23 protein-coding genes are annotated in these 22,473 nt (G+C 59.4%); 11 read left to right on the top strand and 12 right to left on the bottom strand.

The genetic code is table 11. The features are described from left to right. The first annotated feature begins 15 nt into the window (after positions 1–15). Entirely contained in the window at positions 16–261 is a 246-nt protein-coding gene (locus F8A88_RS12960; protein WP_151151597.1) for a helix-turn-helix domain-containing protein, read from the top strand. A gap of 10 nt (positions 262–271) precedes the next feature. Continuing rightward, positions 272–664, top strand: a complete 393-nt coding sequence (locus tag F8A88_RS12955) for a hypothetical protein (protein WP_151151596.1) — start codon at positions 272–274, stop codon at positions 662–664. Between the two features lie 343 nt (positions 665–1,007). Here the strand turns inward: F8A88_RS12955 and F8A88_RS12950 are convergent, their stop codons facing one another. From F8A88_RS12950 to F8A88_RS12940, 3 genes are all read right to left on the bottom strand, one after another. Beyond that, positions 1,008–2,333 (bottom strand): ATP-dependent 6-phosphofructokinase, encoded by a 1,326-nt coding sequence (locus F8A88_RS12950; RefSeq protein ID WP_151151595.1) that lies wholly within the window; start codon positions 2,331–2,333, stop codon positions 1,008–1,010. A 64-nt stretch (positions 2,334–2,397) separates the two neighbouring features. After that, positions 2,398–3,390: a D-glycero-beta-D-manno-heptose-7-phosphate kinase gene (gene rfaE1, locus F8A88_RS12945; RefSeq protein ID WP_241667450.1), complete on the bottom strand. Its 993-nt coding sequence runs from the start codon at positions 3,388–3,390 to the stop codon at positions 2,398–2,400. Between the two features lie 142 nt (positions 3,391–3,532). Beyond that, a complete protein-coding gene (locus F8A88_RS12940; protein WP_151151593.1) occupies positions 3,533–4,447 on the bottom strand; it encodes a ParB/RepB/Spo0J family partition protein in 915 nt (304 codons plus the stop codon). 95 nt (positions 4,448–4,542) lie between these two features. Here F8A88_RS12940 and F8A88_RS12935 point away from each other — a divergent pair, with 95 nt between their 5' ends. Beyond that, positions 4,543–4,962 carry a hypothetical protein gene (locus tag F8A88_RS12935; protein ID WP_151151592.1) on the top strand — a complete coding sequence of 140 codons (420 nt, stop codon included), beginning with the start codon at positions 4,543–4,545 and terminating at the stop codon, positions 4,960–4,962. A gap of 56 nt (positions 4,963–5,018) precedes the next feature. On the opposite strand, the gene F8A88_RS12930 is transcribed toward F8A88_RS12935, so the two are convergent. From F8A88_RS12930 to F8A88_RS12895, 8 genes are all read right to left on the bottom strand, one after another. Continuing rightward, the gene (locus F8A88_RS12930) at positions 5,019–5,801 is read right to left on the bottom strand and encodes a ParA family protein (protein WP_151151591.1); all 783 of its coding nucleotides are present in this window, start codon (positions 5,799–5,801) and stop codon (positions 5,019–5,021) included. Between the two features lie 214 nt (positions 5,802–6,015). Then, positions 6,016–7,020 (bottom strand): NAD-dependent epimerase, encoded by a 1,005-nt coding sequence (locus tag F8A88_RS12925; RefSeq protein ID WP_151151590.1) that lies wholly within the window; start codon positions 7,018–7,020, stop codon positions 6,016–6,018. Next, positions 7,017–7,808, bottom strand: a complete 792-nt coding sequence (locus F8A88_RS12920; protein ID WP_151151589.1) for a slipin family protein — start codon at positions 7,806–7,808, stop codon at positions 7,017–7,019. Before F8A88_RS12920 ends, F8A88_RS12925 begins: the two co-directional genes overlap by 4 nt. Positions 7,809–7,834: 26 nt before the next feature. Further along, positions 7,835–9,160, bottom strand: a complete 1,326-nt coding sequence (locus F8A88_RS12915; protein WP_241667449.1) for an NfeD family protein — start codon at positions 9,158–9,160, stop codon at positions 7,835–7,837. 44 nt (positions 9,161–9,204) lie between these two features. After that, a complete protein-coding gene (locus tag F8A88_RS12910) occupies positions 9,205–9,906 on the bottom strand; it encodes a hypothetical protein (RefSeq protein WP_151151588.1) in 702 nt (233 codons plus the stop codon). A 32-nt stretch (positions 9,907–9,938) separates the two neighbouring features. Further along, positions 9,939–11,156 carry a bifunctional phosphopantothenoylcysteine decarboxylase/phosphopantothenate--cysteine ligase CoaBC gene (coaBC, locus tag F8A88_RS12905; RefSeq protein ID WP_151151587.1) on the bottom strand — a complete coding sequence of 406 codons (1,218 nt, stop codon included), beginning with the start codon at positions 11,154–11,156 and terminating at the stop codon, positions 9,939–9,941. Between the two features lies 1 nt (position 11,157). Next, complete coding sequence (locus F8A88_RS12900; protein WP_151151586.1) at positions 11,158–11,628, bottom strand: hypothetical protein; 471 nt, start codon at positions 11,626–11,628, stop codon at positions 11,158–11,160. 18 nt (positions 11,629–11,646) lie between these two features. Continuing rightward, positions 11,647–12,324, bottom strand: coding sequence for a MerR family transcriptional regulator (locus F8A88_RS12895; protein ID WP_151151585.1), 678 nt, complete (start codon positions 12,322–12,324; stop codon positions 11,647–11,649). Between the two features lie 300 nt (positions 12,325–12,624). Between F8A88_RS12895 and queA the strand changes: the two genes are divergently transcribed. Genes queA through F8A88_RS12870 form a run of 5 tightly spaced genes read left to right on the top strand, consistent with a single transcriptional unit; the run spans position 12,625 to position 16,388 of the window. Next, positions 12,625–13,725 carry a tRNA preQ1(34) S-adenosylmethionine ribosyltransferase-isomerase QueA gene (gene queA, locus F8A88_RS12890; protein WP_151151584.1) on the top strand — a complete coding sequence of 367 codons (1,101 nt, stop codon included), beginning with the start codon at positions 12,625–12,627 and terminating at the stop codon, positions 13,723–13,725. Positions 13,726–13,768: 43 nt separating this feature from the next. Further along, positions 13,769–14,005 (top strand): 4Fe-4S binding protein, encoded by a 237-nt coding sequence (locus F8A88_RS12885; protein ID WP_151151583.1) that lies wholly within the window; start codon positions 13,769–13,771, stop codon positions 14,003–14,005. After that, complete coding sequence (locus F8A88_RS12880) at positions 14,005–15,072, top strand: 3-methyl-2-oxobutanoate dehydrogenase subunit VorB (RefSeq protein WP_151151582.1); 1,068 nt, start codon at positions 14,005–14,007, stop codon at positions 15,070–15,072. The genes F8A88_RS12885 and F8A88_RS12880 overlap by 1 nt, the downstream gene beginning before the upstream one ends. Next, positions 15,073–15,843: a thiamine pyrophosphate-dependent enzyme gene (locus F8A88_RS12875; RefSeq protein WP_151151581.1), complete on the top strand. Its 771-nt coding sequence runs from the start codon at positions 15,073–15,075 to the stop codon at positions 15,841–15,843. Further along, on the top strand, positions 15,843–16,388 hold the full coding sequence (locus F8A88_RS12870; protein WP_151151580.1) for a 2-oxoacid:acceptor oxidoreductase family protein: 546 nt from the start codon (positions 15,843–15,845) through the stop codon (positions 16,386–16,388). Before F8A88_RS12875 ends, F8A88_RS12870 begins: the two co-directional genes overlap by 1 nt. A gap of 260 nt (positions 16,389–16,648) precedes the next feature. Here F8A88_RS12870 and F8A88_RS12865 read toward each other — a convergent pair whose 3' ends face one another. Then, positions 16,649–18,319 carry a glycosyltransferase gene (locus F8A88_RS12865; RefSeq protein ID WP_161598417.1) on the bottom strand — a complete coding sequence of 557 codons (1,671 nt, stop codon included), beginning with the start codon at positions 18,317–18,319 and terminating at the stop codon, positions 16,649–16,651. A gap of 194 nt (positions 18,320–18,513) precedes the next feature. Here F8A88_RS12865 and F8A88_RS12860 point away from each other — a divergent pair, with 194 nt between their 5' ends. The 3 genes from F8A88_RS12860 (at position 18,514) to F8A88_RS12850 (ending at position 22,469) form a co-directional block, all read left to right on the top strand. Beyond that, on the top strand, positions 18,514–19,755 hold the full coding sequence (locus F8A88_RS12860) for a glycosyltransferase family 2 protein (RefSeq protein WP_151151578.1): 1,242 nt from the start codon (positions 18,514–18,516) through the stop codon (positions 19,753–19,755). A 395-nt stretch (positions 19,756–20,150) separates the two neighbouring features. Next, positions 20,151–21,203 carry a glycosyltransferase WbsX family protein gene (locus F8A88_RS12855; protein ID WP_151151577.1) on the top strand — a complete coding sequence of 351 codons (1,053 nt, stop codon included), beginning with the start codon at positions 20,151–20,153 and terminating at the stop codon, positions 21,201–21,203. A 147-nt stretch (positions 21,204–21,350) separates the two neighbouring features. Next, positions 21,351–22,469, top strand: coding sequence for a twin-arginine translocation signal domain-containing protein (locus F8A88_RS12850; protein WP_151151576.1), 1,119 nt, complete (start codon positions 21,351–21,353; stop codon positions 22,467–22,469). Positions 22,470–22,473 lie beyond the last annotated feature (4 nt).

Below are 22,473 nucleotides of genomic sequence, written 5' to 3'. Positions count from 1 at the left end.
ATGAACAGTGCGGCCATGAACGATAGTCAGACTCCTGTACTCCTCACGGTCAAGGAAGTGGCCTCTACCCTTCGGGTGCATTACAGAACCGCATACCGAATGGTCACCTCCGGCGAACTCAAGGCCATCAGGATAGGAAAGCAATGGCGCGTTCATCAGTCCGCACTGCTTGAATTCATTGAAGATGGATGGAAAGAGGTCCAAAAATCCAAAAAGAGGATGCACTCGGGCCCCAAACAGCTTAAACTCCCGCTGGAGTAAGGAGCACACCATGAAGATGAAGAAAAGCGCAGGCGGCGACATGGATCAGAACGTTTCCCTGGCCAACGATTTCGGTGACGACATTACCTTTTCCGGCCATCTGGTGGGTGAAGAAATGTACTTCAATGACGACACCGGCATGCTGACCATGGAAAAGCTGTACAAGGATGACAATGAATCCCTGGCTTACAGTATCATTTCTGCCATCGGCCATGCCCGCGAACGGCGCAGCTATTCCGTGATTCCCGGCGAGACCACCTGCCGCGTGGACAACGGAACCCTGCAGCTGGACCTTGATACGGAGATGCTCTTTGAACTCCTGACCCTGGCCATTGAATCCGAACAGGGCAAAAGCTCCACCGTATATGACCATGTGCGCAGGAAGCTGGCCGCCAACGAATAACCGCAATTCGTCCCTGCACTGCAAAGAGAGCCGTAAGGCTCTCTTTTTTTTGTTATTCACCCGCCCCTTGTTGAATAACACCAACAACCGCAAAAATTTCCCCAACCATTGTTTTCCCATCATATGACGCAGGGCACTGCCCTGCACCCGCAAGGGACGTGTCCCTTGACCCTGTTCTGTCTCGCATTCGGAGAATGCGAGAGGGGTTGAATACAAAGGGTTCCCTACACAACTCCGGCCCACCCTGCGCGAGCAGAGCGGGCCGGAGCGCCATAAAATTTACGAAGTGAAGTTTGTGAAGGTCGCCTTTCAAAGCGCCCCTCCCTGAAAAATCCTGTCTTTGCTAGATTTCGCAGGAGCGGCAGAAATCTTCCTGCCCGGTGGATTCGAGCACTGACCGCCAGTACGCGGAATTGACGTTGAGCTTCTGGCGCTTGGCCGTGACGATCTCAAGCGGCAGATGCACCATGCGATTCTGCAACATGCTGATCACCATGCCGGTCTTTCCGGCCATGGCCGCGTGCACGGCATTCTGCCCGAGAAATCCGCAGTAAATGCGGTCGTTGGAATTGGCCGGAACCGAACGAATGATGTAGCTTGGATCAATGTATTTCAACCCGTATTCCATGCCCTTTTCCGAAAAATACGCCTTCATTTCATCCTTGATCACGGAACAGATGTCCCCGAGAACAGGATTGCCCGAAGCATCGGTTTTGCCCTGCGTGTCGCAGAGCTCCTGCCCGGCCCCCTCCGCGCACACGATCACCGCGTGACCGCGTTCCGCCAAACGTCGCTCCAGCGCCGGAAGCAGGCCGGTCGCGCCGCGCAGGGTAAAGGGATATTCCGGCACCAGCACAAAATTGACTTCCTTGAGTGCCAAGGTGGCCTGAGCCGCAATGAATCCGGACTCACGGCCCATGAGCTTGACCAGCCCGACCCCGTTCTGCATGCCCACGGATTCGACATGGGCGCAGCGGATGGCCTCGGTGGCCTTTTCCACCGCGGTATCGAACCCGAATGATTTGGTCACCAGATTGATGTCGTTGTCGATGGTCTTGGGGATGCCGATAACCGCGATCTTCTGGTTTCGACGCTCGATTTCAGCCACCACGCCCTTGGCGGCCTTCATGGTGCCGTCTCCGCCGATCATGAACAAAACGTTAATGTTGGACCGTTCCAGCGCATCCACAATGTCTTCGGCAGGCTGATGACCGCGCGATGATCCGAGCATGGTGCCCCCGAACTGGTGAATATCCGCCACTGTGGAAGGATTCAAATCCACGAAATCATGATGATATTCGGGAATGAACCCGCGCAGGCCGAACTGAACGCCCACAATGGAAGCCACGTTGTAATTATGGAAGGCCTCCATGACCACGGAACGGATCACGTCGTTGATGCCCGGGCACAAGCCCCCACAGGTCACGATGGCGCACTTGGTCTTGGAGGGATCAAAATACAGCTTTTCACGCGGGCCGGCAGCTTCGAGCTCAAGCGTGATATAGTCTTCCTTGAGGTCGGAAATCTCGTCCGGCGTCAGGGTGACCCCCATGGGCCGCGACTCGTTCACGGACAGGCACAAGGGAATGCAGGTGGGAATCTTGGCCGTGCCCAGTGTTTTGATGCTGGTGTCAATAGGCATCACGTGCGGTGCTGTCTTGCTTTTCATGAACGTATGCTCCGCGTACTTGTGGATTGTTGTGGTTATCTAACCATATACAAATATTGAATTACTACCATTGAGTAACCGGATGACCCTGATGGTCCGCAACAACGGCATCGAGCTCGTCCGCCGTGGCGCAGGCGGCTCCCACCTGGCCCACCACGATACCGGCCGCATGATTGGCCAGTGTGCAGGCCGTGAGCAGATCGACCCCGGCCGCAAGGGCAAGGCCAAGGGTGGCGATCACGGTATCCCCAGCTCCGGTTACATCGAACACGGTCTTGGCGAAGGTGGGGATATGGCGGATATTGTGCGTTCCTTCAAACAAGGCCATGCCGTCACCGCCCATGGTGATCAGCAGATTGCGGCACTCGAGGCGCTTGAACAGGGCATGACCGGCCCTGATCACGCTGTGCTTGTCGGAGACCACGATTCCGGCCCCCTCCCCTGCTTCCTTGGTGTTTGGAGTCAGGATGTCCACACCTTTGTACAGATCGTAATTGACCACCTTGGGGTCCACCAGAACCTTGGGTCGAGCCTCCATGGATTCCAGCAAATCATTGAAGCGATCCATGAACTCGGCCGAAATGAACCCCTTGCCGTAGTCGGACAGAATGACCACGGGATACTCATGAAGATGGGCTTGCAGATACTTGAAGAGTTCATCCATAAGCACCGAACCGAGCGGACCGCAATCTTCGGAGTCGACGCGGCAAATCTGCTGGTTCTGCGCCATGATTCTCGATTTTTTCGTGGTGGGACGCGACGGGTCGCAGAGCAGGTTTGTACTCAGTTGCGCTTTATTGCAGAGGCCACGCAGCTCATCCCCTTCCCTGTCGTCTCCCACAACCCCGACCAGCAGGGATTCCCCCCCCAGTGCGGCAATGTTCACGGCCACGTTGCCGGCGCCCCCAAGCAGGAACTTTTCCTTGTCCACCCGGACGACAGGAACCGGGGCTTCCGGTGAAATGCGCTCCACCATGCCGATCAGGTAATGGTCGAGCATAAGGTCGCCGATGATCATGACCTTTCTGCCGCGCAAACGTGCTATTGTTTCGTTCATATCGTGCTTCATTTTGTAATCTTTCTTTCAAAACAATGCTTTTTATCTCATGATCACTGTCCGAGAGTCTCATGAACAGGCATGATGGCTCCTGACATGATCACGCATCCAGACCGAATGAGCCAGCCCGGCCACGGGTTTGCTATTGCGGAAAATCAACCCCAAAAGAATCCAACAACGCCTGCAATTCTTCTCCGTCCTTGTAGGACAGGGTGATCCGACCCTTGTCCGTGGATCCTGACACCTTGACCGCAACACCCAGATGTTCGACCAGGGAAGCCTGCAGGCCCACCATGACCTGATCAAGCTCCTGCCTGCCGCCCGAAGAGCTTTTCTTGCCCGGAGCAATGGCTTCCTCCACTCCCGGGAGTCGGCCATTCTGCTTCCAAAAGGAAGCCTGCGCCTCGGCCTGACGAACGGTCAAGCCGTTTTCCACCACGCGGGCGTGCAGTTCGGCCTGCGGTTCGGGGTCGGTGATGCTCATGAGCGCACGGCCATGCCCCGCACTGACGACGCCCGTCTGTATGTTCTTCTGCACGTCGGCGGGCAGGTTCAGCAGCCGAAGGGCGTTGGCAACGGCCGAACGGCTCTTGCCCACCTGCCGTGAAAGTTCTTCCTGGCTCAACCCGAACTGTTGCTGCAGCTGCTGGTAGCCCAGTGCTTCTTCAACAGGGTTCAGGTCTTCACGCTGCAGGTTTTCTATCAAGGCAATGGCCAGACTTTCCTGATCGGTCATTTCCCGCACAAGTGAGGGGATCTCTTGCAACCCGGCCAGTTTGGATGCCCGCAGGCGGCGCTCACCGGCCACCAGCTCAAAACGGTCTGCCGAAACAGGACGAACCAGCACCGGCTGCAACACGCCCTGCGCCCGAATGGAAGAAGACAAATCCTCCAGAGCCGCCGCATCGAATTCACGGCGCGGCTGGTGCGGGTTGGGGATGATGGCATCTACCTTGATCAGGCGGACGCTGGAGGCGTCCAGCCCCTGTTCCTCTTCCTCGCGAACGCCGCCCAAAAGAGCGTCCAATCCACGGCCAAGACCCTTGTTCATCGACATATTCGTTCCTCATTCTTTGTTTGCAGCAATCGCTTCTTGCCCCACGCCCGGTAAATGCCTATAACCCCTGCAACCAAAACGTTGCGAGGACCAACATGAGCAATGACCACATCACCGAACTCTTCGACAAGGACGGCAACCTGATCGGGTGCCTGCTTTCTGCCGACGCATGGGCTGCGGCCAAACCCCACGTGCACAAGCTGCTGGACATCAAGCCCAAGCCGGAACTGCGTCCCGAGCCGCTGGCCGACTGGGAGATGCTCAAGGAGTATTGGGACTTCCCCTACCCCGTGGACATGGACGTCCATTGCGAAACCTGCGGCGCACGCACGGAAAACTGGCAGCAGGACGACCCCCGGAAATTCAGGCTCAGTTCCGCGAACCTTGCCGGTCTGGTCTCCTTTGCCTGCCAACAGTGCCAGTCAAAGATCGTAAAAAAGCATTTCAAGGACGAGATCACCTCGGAAACCGTTCCCTATCAGGAAAAGAATCAGCGCAAGGAAGGCAGATACTAGCCTGCCCCTGCCGATCACGGCGATCACGACAGCATTACAGGCCGCCTTCGGGCGGCCTATTTGTTTTCCTTGCCTGCGGTATGGCTGCGCACGACTTCCTGTGCCAAGGCCAGATACGCCTCCGCCCCGCGCGACTTCACGTCATAGTTGATCACGGGTTTGCCAAAGCTCGGCGCCTCGGAAAGGCGAACATTCCTGGGAATGATCACCTCGAAAAGATGCTGAGGAAAGGCTTTGCGCACCTCATTCTTGACCTGCCAGGAAAGACGATTTCTGGAATCATACATGGTCAGCACCACGCCCAGCACATCCAGATCCGGATTCAGCCGCTTACGCACCAGCTCGTATGTCATGAGCAACTGCGCAATGCCCTCCAAGGCGTAATACTCACACTGCAACGGCACCAGCAGTTCCGTGGCGGCACAGAGAGCGTTGACGGTCAGCAACCCGAGAGACGGCGGGCAGTCTATGATGATGAAGTCATATTCCGCGTCCACCTCTTCCAGCAGCTCCTTGATGTAGAACTCCCGGCCGAACTTATCCACAAGCTCGATTTCCGCGCCCACGAGGTCCTGCGTGCCGGGTAAAATATGCATGAACGGGATGCCGGTGTCATAGATGGCCTTTCTGGCGTCCTTGGGCGAAAACAGAACGGAATAGATGTTTTCCCGCTTGTCTCCAGGATAAAACCCGAGTCCGCTGGAGGCGTTTCCCTGCGGGTCGCAGTCCACGATGAGCACATTCTTTTCCATCACAGCCAACGAGGCTGCCAGATTCACGGCCGTGGTGGTTTTGCCCACGCCGCCCTTCTGGTTTGCAATCACGATTCTTCTGGCCACAGAACTTGTCCCCCGAAGATTATCATCATCACCATCACGGTGTTTCACGTGAAACACCCACCCCCTTGATCATAAATGTTTCACGTGAAACACCAACAAGGGGCGATTAATTTCAGTAGAACGAATGCAGGTTCATGGCAAGGGCAAGCTGGCAGGGGGGACGTAAAAAGACAAAAAAAAAGCCCCCGACCTCGGCCGGGGGCAATGGTGAACGCTAGCAGTAATACTCTTTGTACCACTCCACAAACTTGGCAATGCCGTGTTCGATGGTGGTGTCGGGCTTGAAGTCCACATCGGCCACAAGGTCGGAAACGTCTGCCTCGGTGGCAGGCACGTCGCCCGGCTGCATGGGCATGTAATTGATGATGGCCTTCTTGCCGATCTGCTCCTCGATGACCTCGATGTAGCGTGAAAGTTCCACCACGGAATTGTTGCCGATGTTGTAGATGCGGTACGGCACCGGGCTGGTGGCCGGGTCCGGATTGGCTCCGTCCCATTCGGGGTTGGGTGCAGCCGTGTTCTCGGTCACACGCACAACGCCTTCGATAATGTCATCAATATAGGTGAAGTCACGGCGCATCTTGCCGTAGTTGAACACGTTGATGGGCTTTTCCTCGATGATGTTCTTGGTGAACAGGAAAAGCGCCATGTCCGGCCTGCCCCACGGACCATACACCGTAAAGAAACGAAGCCCTGTGGTGGGCAGGTCATACAAATTGCTGTACGAATGCGCCATCATCTCATTGGATTTCTTGGTGGCCGCGTACAGGCTCATGGGATGATCCACGGCCTCGTGGGTGGAAAGCGGCATGTTGGTATTCATGCCGTAGACCGAGCTGGACGAGGCATAAACAAGATGCTCCACCTTGTTATGGCGGCAGCCTTCAAGGATATTCAAAAAACCGATGATGTTGGAATCAATGTACGCACGCGGATCTTCGATGCTGTAACGAACACCGGCCTGCGCAGCCAGGTTGACCACATGGGTGAACTTTTCCTCGGCAAAAAGCTTTTCCATGGCAGCGGTGTCCACCATGTCGATCTGCGCGTGCCGGAAGGAAGACGACTCCTGAAGAATCTTCAGGCGGTCCCACTTGAGGTTCTGGTCGTAGTAGTCATTGACGATATCAAGACCCACAACCTCATGGCCCATGGCCAGAAAGCGGCGGGAAAGATGAAATCCGATGAATCCGGCAGCGCCGGTAACAAGAATCTTCATGTGTTGTCGGTGTCCTTTTTGGTTATGGCATTTCCGGCGGCGGTGTTTCCGGACATGCTCTGCAACAATGTCACGAAGTCGAGCGGAATGGGAATGATGGTGCTGGCAGCACTTTCCGCACTCATTTCGCGCATGGTCTGCAAATAGCGAAGTTGCAAAGCCTGCGGGTAGGCACTGATGATCTTGGCGGCTTCCGTCAGACGGTCCGCAGCCTGATACTCACCCTCGGCTCCGATGACCTTTGCCCTTCTCTCTCGTTCGGCCTCGGCCTGCTTGGCCATGGCTCGCTGCATTTCCTGCGGCAGGTCGATGTATTTGACCTCCACCGTGGAAACCTTGATGCCCCACGGGTCGGTGTGCTCGTCAAGAATCGACTGAATCTGATCGTTGACCTTGTCGCGGTGGGAAAGCAGTTCGTCCAATTCAACGCCACCACATACGCTACGAAGGGTCGTTTGCGCAAGCTGCGAAGTGGCGTACATGTAATCCTCCACCTCAAGTATGGAACGGACAGGATCAACGACGCGGAAATAGACAACGGCATTGACGCTCACGCTGACATTGTCCTTGGTGATGACGTCCTGATTGGGCACGTCCAGGGTCAGCACCCGCATGGAGACCTTTACCATGCGATCAATAACAGGGATGAGGATAATCAACCCCGGCCCCTTGGCCTCGATCACACGACCGAGGCGAAAAATAACACCGCGTTCATATTCATTGAGAACCTTGAGCGCAGCAGCCAAAAACAACACGACCAGGGCCAAAATGGGCAGATACGTAAACATCGGATACTCCTTTTCGAGCGTTAGCCCTAGAGCTTCAACGGTTTTGGAGGTAAAGCCCGTATTTCGAGCGTCAAGCCACGCACATCCACAATTTCAACCTCATCATCGCGGGAAAGGGGAAAATCGCTCTGCAGGTCCATTGCGGCCCAAATTTCGCCTCGCACCGAAATGGTGCCACGATTCCCTTTCCATTTGCGAACGGTTCCCACAAGTCCGATCATGGCCTGCAATCCGGCCGCCCTTTCCCGGCGCTGGGAACGTATGACCAAAAAAACCAAACCGCCAGCAACCGAGCAGAAAAAAAGCACCACCGGAATAACCGTGCTCAAGGGTATGTATACATATCCGAACTCGTCGCGGAACAGGATCAGTGACCCAACGAAAAGCGCGGCGGCACCGCCAAGGGCAAGCAACCCGAAACTGACAATCTTGATTTCCAGACCGAAAAGCACGAGCCCGAACAAAATCAGCAGCAGACCGGCGGCATTGGTGGGCAGCACGGAAAGCGCATACAACCCGAGCAGCAGTCCAAGGGTTCCCAGCACGCCCGGTAAAATCACACCCGGATGGGTCAGCTCAACGAACAGCCCGAGCATTCCGGCCAGCAGCAGCATATAGGCAATCTGCGGATGCAGCAGCCAGGACAGCAACCGATAGCGAACGCCCGGATCATATTCATGCACCACAATATCATTGGGAGAAAAACGGATTGTCTGATCCTTGAAGTCCACACCGCGAACTCCAACAGACTGCAAGAACGTGGTTGCAGAGCCGGAAACATATTCCACGGCACCCAGTTCCAAGGCTTCGGCTGCGGTCACGGAACTGGCCTTGTCCACGGCCTCGGCATACCAGGTGGCGTTGCGGTCCCGTGCCCCGGCCACCCCGCGCACAAGACTCAGAAAATCGGCTCGCACCTTGGCTGCCATGGTCTTTTCTATGTCGCCCCCGCCAAGGCCCACCGGCGACGCCGCACCCATGGTGGTCTGCGGAGCCATGCCCGCCACTGTAGACGCAGCAACAAGAAACACGCCGGCCGATGCGGCCCGGGCCCCGGACGGACCGACCCAAACGGCTACCGGAACCGGGGCATTGAGCATGGCCTTGACCATGTTGCGCATGGACTCGCCCAGACCGCCGGGCGTATCCAGCACAATGAGCAGCATGGAACAGCCGATGCGTTCGCATTGGGCAACGGCTGCGGTGAGCATCTCGTCCTGCGCCGGGCTGATGGGACCGGAAACATCGACACGAAGAACGCTCATGGGCACGGCCACGGCATTGCTGGCCGCCATGCCACACAGGGCAAGGCACAACAGACAGCTCAACAGAAAACGGTGAACAAAAAACATAGAGCCTCCCGAAAAAGGAAAGCGGAAATAACGAACAGAAACGATTATACGCGCAATTGTGCGATATCGCCAAGCGACAAGAGCAATTCGTGCGGCAATTTGCCGGAAAGGTCGGCAACGGACGGGGCAAGGTGCAGGGCGCACGGCTCAAGAAGCACTGTTGTGGTGCCTTGGGGAAAATCCGGCACAACAGTGCGCATGGCCTGCATGCCGAAGCATACAACGTGCTGGCAACCAAAATGATGCACGCCGCGCCAGAACATGTCGTATTGCGGCTGCAAAACACCGTCCTCGGGCAGGGCGCAGGGCCAGAACGCGGCCGTGCCCTTGGGCCATTTCAAATAGGAAAGAAGCGTACGCATGAGCTGGCCGCGAGCCTTGTCCGCCTGCCCAGTGAGGTCGAACCCAAGCTCCGGATAGGTAAGCAGAACCCGAGGGGAACCCGAACTGGCCATGGACGCAAACCGGTCCCATGGCGCGGGCAACGGCGCAGAGTTCGGGGCCGGGGGCTGGCGCAGTTCGCCGGGGGCGGCGTTGCGTGCCGTGTTCGTAGGCGTATGGGAAGAGGACTGCGCAGGCGCGGCACGGGGCGGGATGTTCTGCGCGTTTGCGGACTGCGGCGAACCCGGCTGCTGTGCGGGACGTGTTCCCTGCGGAGACGCGCTGCCCTGCCCTGCTCCGGGTTGTACACCCTGCACGGGCTGCGCAACAACAGGACCGCTCGAAAGCAGAAATTCAAGGCCCATGGAATGCCACGGGCGCAGTGTTTCGGGTATGTTCAGCTTAGAAGCAGGTGATCCCATAAGCGCCACGCGACCTCGGTTTTCTTCAAATTGGGCCATTGCTCACGGCGGCCATGCGCATCCAGCACGAACATTTCGTTGGTGGTAACCGCAAAACCGCTACCCTCGCGGTCAATGCGGTTGCAGGCGATCAGGTCGAGATTCTTGGCGGCCAGCTTGCGCTCGGCTTCCTCGCGGCAGGACGAGGTTTCTGCGGCAAAGCCCATGAGCCGCTGTGCTTCGGCCTTGCGCTCACCCAGCGTGCGCAATATATCGGGATTATTGTTAAATTCCACGGTCAGCCCGCTGTCGGCTCCACTCTTCTTGAACTTGTCCGCACCGTGGGGAACAGGCCGGTAATCGGCCACGGCCGCCGTGCAGCAGGCCAGGTCCATGTCCGGCCACAGGTCCGTGGCCGCGTCGAACATCTGCTGTGCGGTCTGTACGCGCACCTGCTTGATGCCGGAATGAAAATCAAGGGAAACCGGACCGCTGACAACGGTCACGTCCGCGCCGCGCAGCCACGCGGCAACGGCCATGCACGCGCCCATGGTGCCGCTGGACGGGTTGGACCAAAAGCGAACCGCGTCCCATGGCTCGCGCGTGGGACCGAGCGTAACCATGACCTTTTTACCGGCCATGTCCTGCGGGGATATGGCCTTGAGCACAACCGGCAAAAGCTCGATGTATTCGGCAAAGCGGCCCGTGCCGGTTTCGCCGCAGGCCACAAGCCCGGAATCCGGCTCAACCGGGATGAAGCCCAGCTCCTTGATGGCAGCCCAGTTGCGCTGCGTGGCCGGGGCCTTCCACATGCGCGGATTCATGGCCGGGGCCACGATGACCGGACCGTCAAAGGCCAGCGCCTGGCAGGAAAGCATGTCGTCGGCAAGGCCGTTGGCCAGCCGGGCCATGGTGGAAGCGGTTGCCGGGGCAATGACCATGGCGTCCGCGATCTCGCCCGGCTCCAGATGCCCGAACGGGTCCGAAGCCTTGGCGTTGAACATGGAGCCGTAGACCGGATTGGCGCCCAGCGCCTCGAAGGAAAGCGGGGTCACGAACCGTGTTGCCGCGTCCGTGAGCGTGGCCGAAACCATGCAGTCTGCTCCAAGAAGCAGGCGCATGAAATCGAGCATCTTGTAGGCCGCAATGCTGCCGCAGACCCCGAGATGTACGCGCCGGCCCATGAACCCGGCAAACCGGTAGTGTTCCTGCATGCTATTTTGCCAGATCGGTCTCGCTGCCGGAGCCGTCCTTGGTCTCCACGGCAATGATGGTCACGGTGTCGCGCGCAAAGGTGTCTTCCACCTGAATCACGCAGCTTTTATTGAATTTTTCAAAAGAAAGGATGGAGGTCTTGCCCTTGACCGCGGCGATCTTTTCCCAGTTGTCCTTGGCCATGTTGTTCAGGAAGAACTGCAGCAGGTCGGGAATCTCCACGCGACCGGTGAATTTCATGATGCCCACGCGGAACTTGCGGTTGTCCAGGGTGTAGGAATCGTCGGACTGAAAATCCAGTTCCTTGGGAATAAGAATATCGTCGAACTCATAGTAATAGTTCAGGTCTTCGTAATTTTGCGCAGAGGAATCCACGGGCTGGTCCGTGCTGGTGGAAGTTGTGGAAGCCGTGCACGCACCAAGGACGAAACACAGGCAGACCACTGCACCGAAGTGAAAGAAAAATCGCATGGGAACCCTCCTGAAAGGCTATTTGGCTGTTTCCTTGAGCCGCTCGATCTTGTCCTGAAGATACTTTTCCATCTCGCGGCGGTCCTTTCTGAGCCGGACCAACTCGTTTTCCAGAATCTGGAGCTTGACCTTGATGTCCGAGGTGTCAAAAGAGAGGCCGAGCGCCATCTCCTCGAGTTCGACATCCTTCTGCTCCAGTTCGCGCGTCTTGCTCACCAGCTCCTCGGCCACGGCCCCCACGCCGGACGACTGAGGCAGCTCCTTGAGCTTCTTCTGGCTGCGCGCCAGCATCACGAAGGCGGTCTTGAGCCGCTGTATGTCTTCGTTCTGCCGTTCGATCATGGACTTCTGGTCAGCAATGACCTCCATGCAGTCGGCCACCTTGCCCATCATGCCCTTGAACACGCCCGCCAGTTCGGAGGTCATGTCCGCCTGCGCAACCGGGGCCACATGGTCCACGTCAATGGTGCGGCTCATTTCGGAATGCAGGATTTCCTCGATCTCGTTGGTGACGCGCCCCTCGGCATACAAGGCGGATATGCGTTCGAAGACCACCACGGACGACTCGGGGTAGCGGGTAACCCGCCCCACCTTGCGTCCGTCCAGAAAATCCTTGAACAGGGAAGCGTACCGCCGCGCCGTGGGCGCGGGAATACGTGTCTGTTTGGCTATGTCGGCCACGGTCAACATGTTCATGATTGTATGAAATACCACGAAACACGGCAAATTCAAGACATTAGCGCATCCTGCGGACGGAAAACGCTAGTGCGCTGATATTGTTGAAATAACTAAAATAGCGAATCACCATGGGAACTTGGAATCACATCCATGAAAACGCGATGAAGCCATTGATGAACGGCTTGTGGTGCCAATTTGGTGGATATGAGGACGAAAAAGAATATATCGGGAAGAACGTTTCACGTGAAATATCAAGGCAGTGCATGGGGCGTAAAACGCGGCTTGCCTTGGGGGTGACAAGGCCGTACCATCCGCGCCATGCACAAACCGAGTTCAAGCGCTGTGCCGGCCGACTTCCGGCTGCACAGCTATTCCTATGCCCTGCCCGAGGAAAACATTGCCCAGCAACCCGCGGACAAGCGGGACGGTTCCCGCCTGCTGGTGCTGGACCGCGAGCAGGATTCCATTGATTTCAAGCAGTTTTCCGACGTAGTGGACGCTCTGCCCGAAAACGCGCTGCTGGTGGCCAACAACTCCAAGGTCATCCCGGCACGCATGTTCGGCACCAAACCCACGGGCGGCAGGATCGAGTTTCTGCTGCTGACCCCCCTGCCCCTGATCGCGGCCACCGAGAGCAACGGCTGGAACGAGGCCCGCGTGGAAGGGCTGCTGCGTTCGTCCAAGCCGCCGCGCCAGGGTGCGGAAATTACCATTCTGGACGGGCTGCGGGTCATCCCGGAACAACGCGGAGAGTTCGGCAAATGGGTGGTCACCCTGCGCTGGCAAGGCCAGTTGGTGGATCTGGTGCGCAGTATCGGGCATCTGCCCCTGCCGCCATACATCCACAGGCCGGATACCGAAGACGACGCCAAACGCTACCAGACCGTGTACGCCCGCGAGGAAAAGGCCGGTTCCGTGGCAGCTCCCACGGCCGGACTGCACTTCACCCCGGAAATACGGGAACGGCTCGGGCAAAAGGGCATCTCTTGGGCCGAGGTAACGCTCTATGTGGGCTACGGCACCTTCAGCCCGGTGCGCTGCGCGGACATCCGCGACCACGCCATGCACAAGGAATACATCGAAGTGCCCGAAGCCACGGCCGAGGCCATACAAGAGGCCAAGGCGCAGGGGCGGCCCGTTGTGGCCGTGGGCACCACCAGCGCGCGCACGCTGGAGGGCATGTTTGCGCAACGCGAAAACATCGAACCCTTTGCCGGAGAAACAGACATTTTCATCTATCCCGGCTACGAATTCCGCGTGGTTGACGCGCTTTTGACCAACTTCCATTTGCCAGAGAGCTCGCTAATTATTATGGTGTCCGCACTGGCTGGAAGAGAACGGATACTGGAAGCTTATTCGGCAGCGCTGGACAACGGCTTCCGGTTCTTCTCCTATGGGGACTCAATGCTCATACGCTGAGCCGCCTCACAATATTTCCCACACAGCAACCAGGGAGACGCATATGTCGCGAATCGTGATCCAGGAGGACAGGTGCAAGGGCTGCCTGCTCTGTACCACTGTCTGTCCGACCCAGATCATCGTGCAGTCCGACCGGTTCAACCAAAGCGGCTACAAGGTCGCGGAGGTGCCCGAAGCGGATATGGAAAAGTGCATCGGCTGCACGTCCTGCGCCTTGATCTGTCCGGACCTGGCCATCAAGGTCTACAAAACCCCTAAGAAAAAGAAGGGGGCAGCATAATGACCAAGCAACCCGAAAGAATTTTCGTCAAGGGCAACGAGGCCGTTGCGCGCGGGGCGCTGGCCGCACGCTGCAAATGTTTCTTCGGCTATCCCATCACGCCCCAGAACGAAATCCCCGAATTCATGTCCGCGGAAATGCCCAAGACGGGCGGCCGCTTCGTGCAGGCCGAATCCGAGGTGGCCGCGGCAAACATGCTGCTGGGCGCAGGCTCCTGCGGTATCCGGGCCATGACGTCTTCGTCCAGCCCGGGCGTTTCGCTCAAGCAGGAAGCCATCTCCTACATGGCCGGTTCGGAAATCCCGGCCGTCATCGTGAACATGAACCGCGGCGGGCCGGGTCTGGGCGACATCGGCCCGGCACAGGGCGACTACTACCAGTCCACGCGCGGCGGCGGCCACGGCGACTACCGCCTGCTGGTGCTGGCTCCGGCCACCGGACAGGAAGCCTACGACATGACCATCAAGGCCTTTGACCTGGCCTTCAAGTACCGCAACCCCGTCATGGTTCTGGGCGACGCCATTCTCGGACAAATGAAGGAAGGCATCACCCCGTGGCAGCCCGAAGGCATCGACGACGAAGCCGGGCGCGACTGGGCCCTGAACGGCGCGGACAAGCGCGAAAAACGGCTCATCAAATCCCTGTTCCTTGAAGAAGGCGCACTGGCCGGCCAGAACAAACACCTGCAGGCCAAGTACGAGGACATGCAGTCCTACGTGGAATACGAGGAATTCGAGACCGAGGATGCGGAACTCATCGTCTGTTCCTACGGCTCCATCGGCCGCATCGCCAAATCCGCGGTGCGCACGCTGCGCGCACAGGGCAAAAAGGTCGGCCTGTTCCGACCCATCACCCTGTATCCGTTCCCCAGCGAACCGCTGCTGGCGCTGGCCAGGCAGGGCAAACGCTTCCTGACCATCGAACACAATCTGGGCCAGATGGTGGACGACGTGCGTCTGGCCATCCGCACGGTCGCCGATTCGGAATTCGCACCGATCTATCCCGGCAACCTGCCCGTTCCCGAAGACATCGAGGGACCGGTCCTCAAATGCCTGGAGGGTAAATAAATGTCCGAAATGAACGAAAAGCTCGTTTTCGACCGGCCTTCGGCCATGATCGACCGGCCCACACACTACTGCCCGGGCTGCCATCACGGCGTTGCCCACCGGCTGGTGGCCGAACTGCTCGAGGAACTGGGCGTGGTGGAAAAGACCATCATGATCGGCTCCATCGGCTGCTCGGTGTTCATCTACAACTACCTGAACGTGGACGCTGTTGAAGCACCGCACGGACGCGCCCCGGCAGTGGCCACGGGCGTCAAGGCCGCGCGCAACGACAAGTTCGTGCTCGCCTATCAGGGCGACGGCGACCTCGCATCCATCGGCATGGCCGAAATCCTGCACGCCGCCAACCGCGGCGAACGCATTGCCGTGGTCTTCGTCAACAACACGGTCTACGGCATGACCGGCGGCCAGATGGCCCCCACCACACTGGTGGGCCAGAAGACCACTACCTGCCCGGACGGCCGCTGCGCCGACCGCGAAGGCTCGCCCATCCGCATGACCGAAATCATCGCCGAACTGGGCGGAACCGCATTCGCAGGCCGCGCCTCGCTGGATTCGGTCAAAAACATCCGCACGGCCAAGAAATACATGCGCAAGGCCTTCCAGTGCCAGTTGGAAGACCGCGGTTTCGGTTTCGTGGAGCTGCTCTCCGCATGCCCCACAAACTGGAAAATGACGCCGCTTCAGGCCAACGAGCGCATCACCAATGAAATGATTCCCTACTTCCCGCTCGGCGTGTTCAAGGACGTGACCGAGGAAGGAGGTGCCTGCTAATGGCTCGCCATCTCGATGCAATCATCGCCGGATTCGGCGGACAGGGCGTCATGCTCATCGGCAACCTGCTTGCCTACGCGGGCATGAAAGACGGCCTGAACGTGACCTACATTCCGGTCTACGGCCCGGAAATGCGCGGCGGCACAGCCAACTGCACCGTGGTGCTTTCCGAAGAGGAAATCGGCTCGCCCATCATCCACAGGCCCTCCAGCCTGATCATCATGAACCGCCCGAGTCTGGACAAGTTCCAGCCCCGGCTGCAGGACGGCGGGCTGAACATCATCAACTCGTCGCTCATCGACATGGAACTGGCGGACAAGGACCGCGTGGACTGCCACGCCATCCCCTGCAACGACGTGGCCGACAAACTCGGCAACACCCGCATGGCCAACATGGTCGCCCTCGGCGCCTACGTGCAGGCCACGGGCATCATCCCGCTGCAGGCCGTCATCGACAGCCTGCCCAACGTCATCTCCGCCCACTACCACAAGCTCATCCCCGCCAACACGCAGGCACTGCAGGCCGGTGCCGAGTTGATCGGGTAAGAAACGAATACACTTGGGGAGGGGACTTTTGAAAAAGCCCCTCCCCAAACCCCCAAAACTTTTTGGGACTGCGCCCCGCCCTGCTTTCGCAGGACGGGGCGCAATTTTTGGCGTGGGTACAACAGTTAAAGATAAACTTTCTCTTCTCGATCCACCGTGTCCCGCATTCGCAGAATGCGGGACAGACTCAGGGATGCAAGGGACACGTCCCTTGCCCGCCGGAGGCGAAATCCTGTTGTCAAAATCCGCCGGAGGCGAGTCTACTCCCCCTTGAAAACCTCACGGGCCATGGCCGCATAGCGATCGGCCAGCTCCCGTTCCTGCGCGGACAATTCGAATTCCGTTTCCAGCCGCTCCAACAGGGCCAATGCCGGGTGCGGCCTGCCGAGTTGCAGCTGGGCCAGCGCCGCATAGAGAAAATCCGCAGGCAACCGGCCCTGACCGTCCATCAGGCAATGCTGCAGCAGGGCAAGGCAGGACTTGGCATCGCCCGCCTGCAAAAAAACAACGGCCAGGCTGCGCCGGGCCACCGTGGCTTGCGGGCAGAAACGCCGGGCCAGCCGCAGGGACCGCAACGCCCTGCCGGGCCGCTTGTGCTGCACGAAGGTGATGCCCCGCTGCAGCAGAAAATCGAAACACGCCTTGCGCCGCACCTGTGCCCAGCGGTCCGAGACACGCTGCGGCATGGGCTGCGGCAAGCGCTTGGACAGGATGCAATGCCTGTTTGCCAGATAGCGCACCGGGTCCCGCTGGAACAGGCCGGTCATCTGCGAACGCGCGGGGTCGTCGTGCGCCCAGACGTAAAATTCGGCCGTGACCTGCCGCACGTGGCAGGGGTGGGTTTGCGCGGCCAGCCGCCGCCACATGTCGAAATCCACCAGCGTATCCAGCCGCTCGTCAAAACGCCCTGCCTCGCTGAACAATGCCGTTTCATGGGCCACGGTGATGCCCAGAATGGAATTGTCCTCCAGAATGTCATACAGCGACACATGGCCGCTGTGGGGCGTGGTGCGGGTGGACTGGTCGACCTCCCAGCCGTTGTCCGTCCTGCGCCGCTCCAGCCGGTCCCCTTCTGAATGGGCCATGCGCACCCCGGGCGCCAAAACCAGCATGCGCATCAACGCCTCGAGATGCTCGGGCAGCCAGATGTCGTCGTCATCCAGATAGGCCACATAGGCCCCCTGCACATGCGCAAGGGCCATGTTCAGGGCCGCGGGCTTGCCCATGTTGCTCTCGGTGCGCAAAAGCCGGATGCGCGGATCCCGGCGCGGTTCAGGAGCCTCCAGCACGCCGGAAACGTCCGGCCCGCCGTCCTGGATGACCAGCAGCTCCCAGTTGGCGTAGGTCTGCGCCAGCACGGAATCCACGGCATGGCCCAGAAACTCCACACGGTCATGGGTGGGCAACAGCACCGACACCAGCGGCCCCTCGTCATTCAGGGCGCGCACCCGCTCCCGCGCCGATTCCAGACGCCGGGCCACGGGCGGCTCGTCCAATGCGTCGGTCAGCGCATCAACCAAAAAGGCGGGCAAATCCGCAAACGCAGCCTGTCCGGGTTCGATCAGCCCTTGCGGGCTTTCCATGGCCACGGTGGAGCCGGAAACGCGGCACAGCACATCATACCGGGGCAGGTTGGGCGGGAGTTCGGCAACGTCTTCAGGTATCACGGCCACGTTCAGGTTCCACGGCTTGGGGTGATACAGGGTCGCGCCATGCAGCACATGCACGCAGATGTCCGTTTCCAGATCCGCCAAGCCCCATTCGCGGGTTGCGTGCTGCTGCACGCACAGGCCACGGGCTTGGGCCTGCCGCACAAGGGCTTGCACAAGGCCGACCGCCCGGTCCGGAGCCGGAATCCTGTCGTCGATCTTAAGCGCCATGGTCGGCGTATTTTTTGAGGATATGGATGTCATTGTGTGCTCGATGGCCATGAAAACATCTCGAAATACTGAATGATTGCGCCGCATCGCCCACAGGGGGACATTGTCTGACACCTTAGGTTGCAGCAATGGCCCCGTCAAGAAGCCCCGCCGAATCCGCGCCTTCCTGACCGTTGACATTTAGGCACGGTCCAAGGAAGTTAAACCTGTCACAACAAAACCATCTCAATGCGTGCGGAGCCTGCATGGACCATGTCGTTCTTTCCATCGTCATTCCGGTTTTCAACAAATTCGCGCTGACCCGGGACTGCCTGAATTCGCTGGCCCAGCACCCGCCCGGCGTGGAATTCGAGGTGATCGTGGTGGACAACGGCTCCTCGGACGAGACCGCCGCGCAACTCGGCCCGCTGGGCGAATCCCTGTTTCCCGGACGCTTCCGGCACATCCGGCTGGAACAAAACAGCAACTTCGGCCCGGCCTGCAATCTGGGCGCGCGCAGTGCGCACGGCTCGCATCTGTTTTTCCTGAACAACGACACCCTGCTGACCCCGGACTGGTGCGCGCCGCTGATGGACGCATTGAGCAACGGGGCCGGGATTGCCGGGCCGTTGCTGGCCTACCCGGAATCCGTGAGCCACATGGGCGAGCGCGTGCAACATCTGGGCGTGGCCTGCCTGCCCCGGCTGCACCCCTGCCATCTGTACGAGTTCTTTCCCGTGGACCATGCGGTGGTGCGCAAAAAACGCTCCCTGCAATTCCTGACCGGCGCGGCCATGCTGCTGCCGCGTGCCGTGTTCCTCCAAGCGGGCATGTTCTGCGAGCAATACGTCAACGGCGGCGAAGACCTCGACCTGTGCGTACAGGTGCGCAAGAACGGCCATGAGTTGGCATTCGTGCCGGAAAGCAGGATATACCACCTGCAAAGCCAGACCAGCGGGCGGCACGACCACGAACGCCACAACGCGCAGGTGCTCAGGGAACGCTGCCTGCGCCACATGTACCCGGATTTTCATTTCCATCTGCGCAGGGACGGCTACGAGATCGCGCTCAACGAAATGATGACTCCCGTTGCCCGGCTGCCCGAACGCCGCCGTGAACTGATCCGCAAAAGCTTCCTGCGCGAAACCGACCAGCCCGACGAAAACGCCTGCTTGCGGCTCATGGTTTCGGAGCCGCTCTTTCTCCCGGCCTACGAGCGCCTTGCCGCGATCCGGGCAGGGCAGGGCGACCACGCGGCCGTGGTCTCCATCCGCTTTCTGCAAACCCGGCTGTTTCCCTCACGCGTGCATGGCCGACTCCTTGTGAATGCCGCGCAAAAAGCCGGAGACCAAACCATGCGGACCGAAGCCCAGACCATTGTGGCGCAATTCGACCATGCGGCCAAGGACAAGAACCTCGGACCCATGGCCCAAGAGTTGGAACGGCACTTCAAACAACTGAACATGCCCGAGCTGGCAACGCTGTATGCGCATTGGGTTGGAGAGTGACTTTTTTCGGGGAGGGAGGCTTTGAAAAGCCCCCTCCCCAAACCCCACCCCGCAAACTTTTTGGCGCTGCGGCCGTACCGCTTCCGCGGTACGGCCGCAGTTTTTGGTGTGGGGAAAAATAAATTAAAACGGAAAGGGTATGTTTTGCTAATCCCCCAAATATGACAGGCTGTTGAAAAAGGTTTGAGGGCAAGGCGAAAAAAAAAAGCAGGGCCGACGCGTACTCAACGTACGCGAGGGGTTGCTCTTTTTGCATCAACGCAGCAATCAGGCCTTTGTCGGCAGCCTGAAGGGACACGTCCCTTGCCCGCCGGAGGCAAATCCTGTCATCCAATTCCGCCGCAGGCGGACTCAAGCCTTGTCTTTCAATCCCGGCCCGGTATAGTCTCGGGCGCATGAACCCGGCCAAGCTCATAGCCCTGTACCTGCCCCAGTTCCACGCCATTGCGGAAAACGACCAATGGTGGGGCAAGGGCTTCACCGAGTGGGTCAACGTGCGCGGGGCGACCCCGGGCTTCGAGGGGCATTACCAGCCGCACGAGCCAGTTTCCCCGTTGGAATACTACGACCTGAGCAATCCGCGCGCGCAGCAGATGCAGGCCCACATGGCCCGCCGCTACGGCATCCACGGATTCTGCTATTATTACTACTGGTTCGGCGGAAAAAAACTGCTGCAAACGCCCATCGAAACCATGCTGGCGTCCGGCAGGCCGGACCTGCCGTTCTGCATCTGCTGGGCAAACCACGACTGGACGCGGGCGTGGTACGGCCAGAACAAGCAGGTGCTCATGGCGCAGGACTATTCCGACGAATCCATGCGCGCATTCGTGGAGGACGTGGCCCCGCTGCTGGCGGACGGACGCTACATCCGCGTGGACCAGAAACCCATGCTCTGCGTGTACCAGAGCGAGGAAATGCCGGACTCGAAACGCATCACCGACATATGGCGCGAACGCGCGCACAAGCTGAGTCTGGGTGAACTGCATCTGGTGCGCATGGAAGCGCTGGACTGGGACCGCGACCCGGCAACGCTGGGCTTTGACGCGGCCGTGGAGTTCGCGCCGGACTGGCGCATGGCCGGGCAACTGCTCAACCCGGGCCAGCAGCCCAGAAGGGTGGACTACAAGACCACGGTCACCAATATGCTGCTCAAACCCCCGGCGCCGTATACGCGCTATCACGGCGTGTTTCCGGGCTGGGACAATTCCCCGCGCTACAAAAAGGCCGCGCTGGTCTTTGACAACGCCTCGCCGGGCGTGTTTGCCTACCATCTGGAAAACGCCATCCGCAAAACCATGCGCAACACCCCGGACAACCGGCTGGTGTTCATCAACGCGTGGAACGAGTGGGGCGAGGGCTGCCATCTGGAGCCCTGCCGCCGCCACGGCACCGCATGGCTTGAGGCCTGCAGAATGGCCCTGCAGCGCGCCGCCCTACACGCCGAATAGTCCGCCTCCTTCATTTCCGTAACCAAACCACAACCTGATATCGCAAAGCTTTTTCATTGCCGTAACCATCTGCAATGCAAAGGACTATAATCTCCCATGGTATTTTCGCGCTCACGCGAACAACAAGCCATTCAAGGAGAATACCCCATGTCACAGATGGAACGCAGAGACTTTCTTCGCTTCGGCCTTGCGGCCGGAGCCGTTGTGGCGGCCAGTACACTGCCCAAAAAGGCGCAGGCCGCCTACACCCGCATCTGTGTGGACGAAGTCCGCGCCATGACCCCGCAGGCCATGGCCGAGCAGTCCGGACTGGTCATGAGCGGCTGGGACAGCCTGCACGCCTCGGCCAACACGATTCGCAACCCGAAAATCCGCGCCACCGTGCTGGACATCATGGCCAAGCCCGCGCCCACGCTCATGCAGCGCATCGGCTCTTCGGAAAAAAAGGAAATCTGGAAGGAGCTAACCGCCAAGGGCCTGCTCAAGGACGTGGCCCTGAAAGACTTTTTGCCCCCGGCCAAATCCGCGAGCGCCGAGCCCCAGCCCTTTTATTCCGCGCCGGGCAGCGGCTACGGCAGCCACCATTCCTACCCGGGCGGGCTGGTGACGCACACGGACCTGAACACCCGCGTTTCCATGGCCCTGTACGAAGGCTACCGCGAGGTCTACGACTACCTGCTGGACCGCGACGTGGTCATCGCCTCCCAGCTGCTGCACGACCTGCACAAGCCGTGGGTCTTCCAGTGGCAGAAAAACGGTGAATCGCGCGGCGAAATGAAGCTGGGCGGCACGGGCGAGCATCATCCGCTGGGTGTGGCCGAATCCATCGTTCGCGGCCTGCCCGCCGAGGTCTGCGTTGCCCAGGCCTGCGCCCACAACCACCCGCGCACGCCCGAGGACGAGGCCAAGGTGGTGGGCTGGATCACGGCCGCAGCCATCATCGCGGGCGTGGACCCGGTCAAACGCGGCCTGCTGGAGCCGGGCGGCAAGACCCTGCCCATGCCGCGCCGTCAGGAAGGTTTCGTGTGCCACCTGGGCGACCACGACTGGATCCTGACCGTTCCGGCGGCCCAGTGGACCATCCCGGTCATGAAGACCATTGCCGAGCGCGACTACAACATCAAGTCCGACGACGCCAAGGGCTTCAACAGCCTGCGCAACTACGTGTTCTCGCAGGCCACCATCATGGGCCTGTACGAAATATACGCGGCCAAGGGCGAGCAGGAGCTCACCCGCACCGTGCATTCCATCGTGACCCCGGCCTAAAAAG

It is taken from the genome of Pseudodesulfovibrio senegalensis (assembly GCF_008830225.1).
GTDB lineage: Bacteria > Desulfobacterota > Desulfovibrionia > Desulfovibrionales > Desulfovibrionaceae > Pseudodesulfovibrio > Pseudodesulfovibrio senegalensis.
Note: the sequence above shows the minus strand (reverse complement) of the source record. Positions and strands in the feature narration are given on the sequence as shown.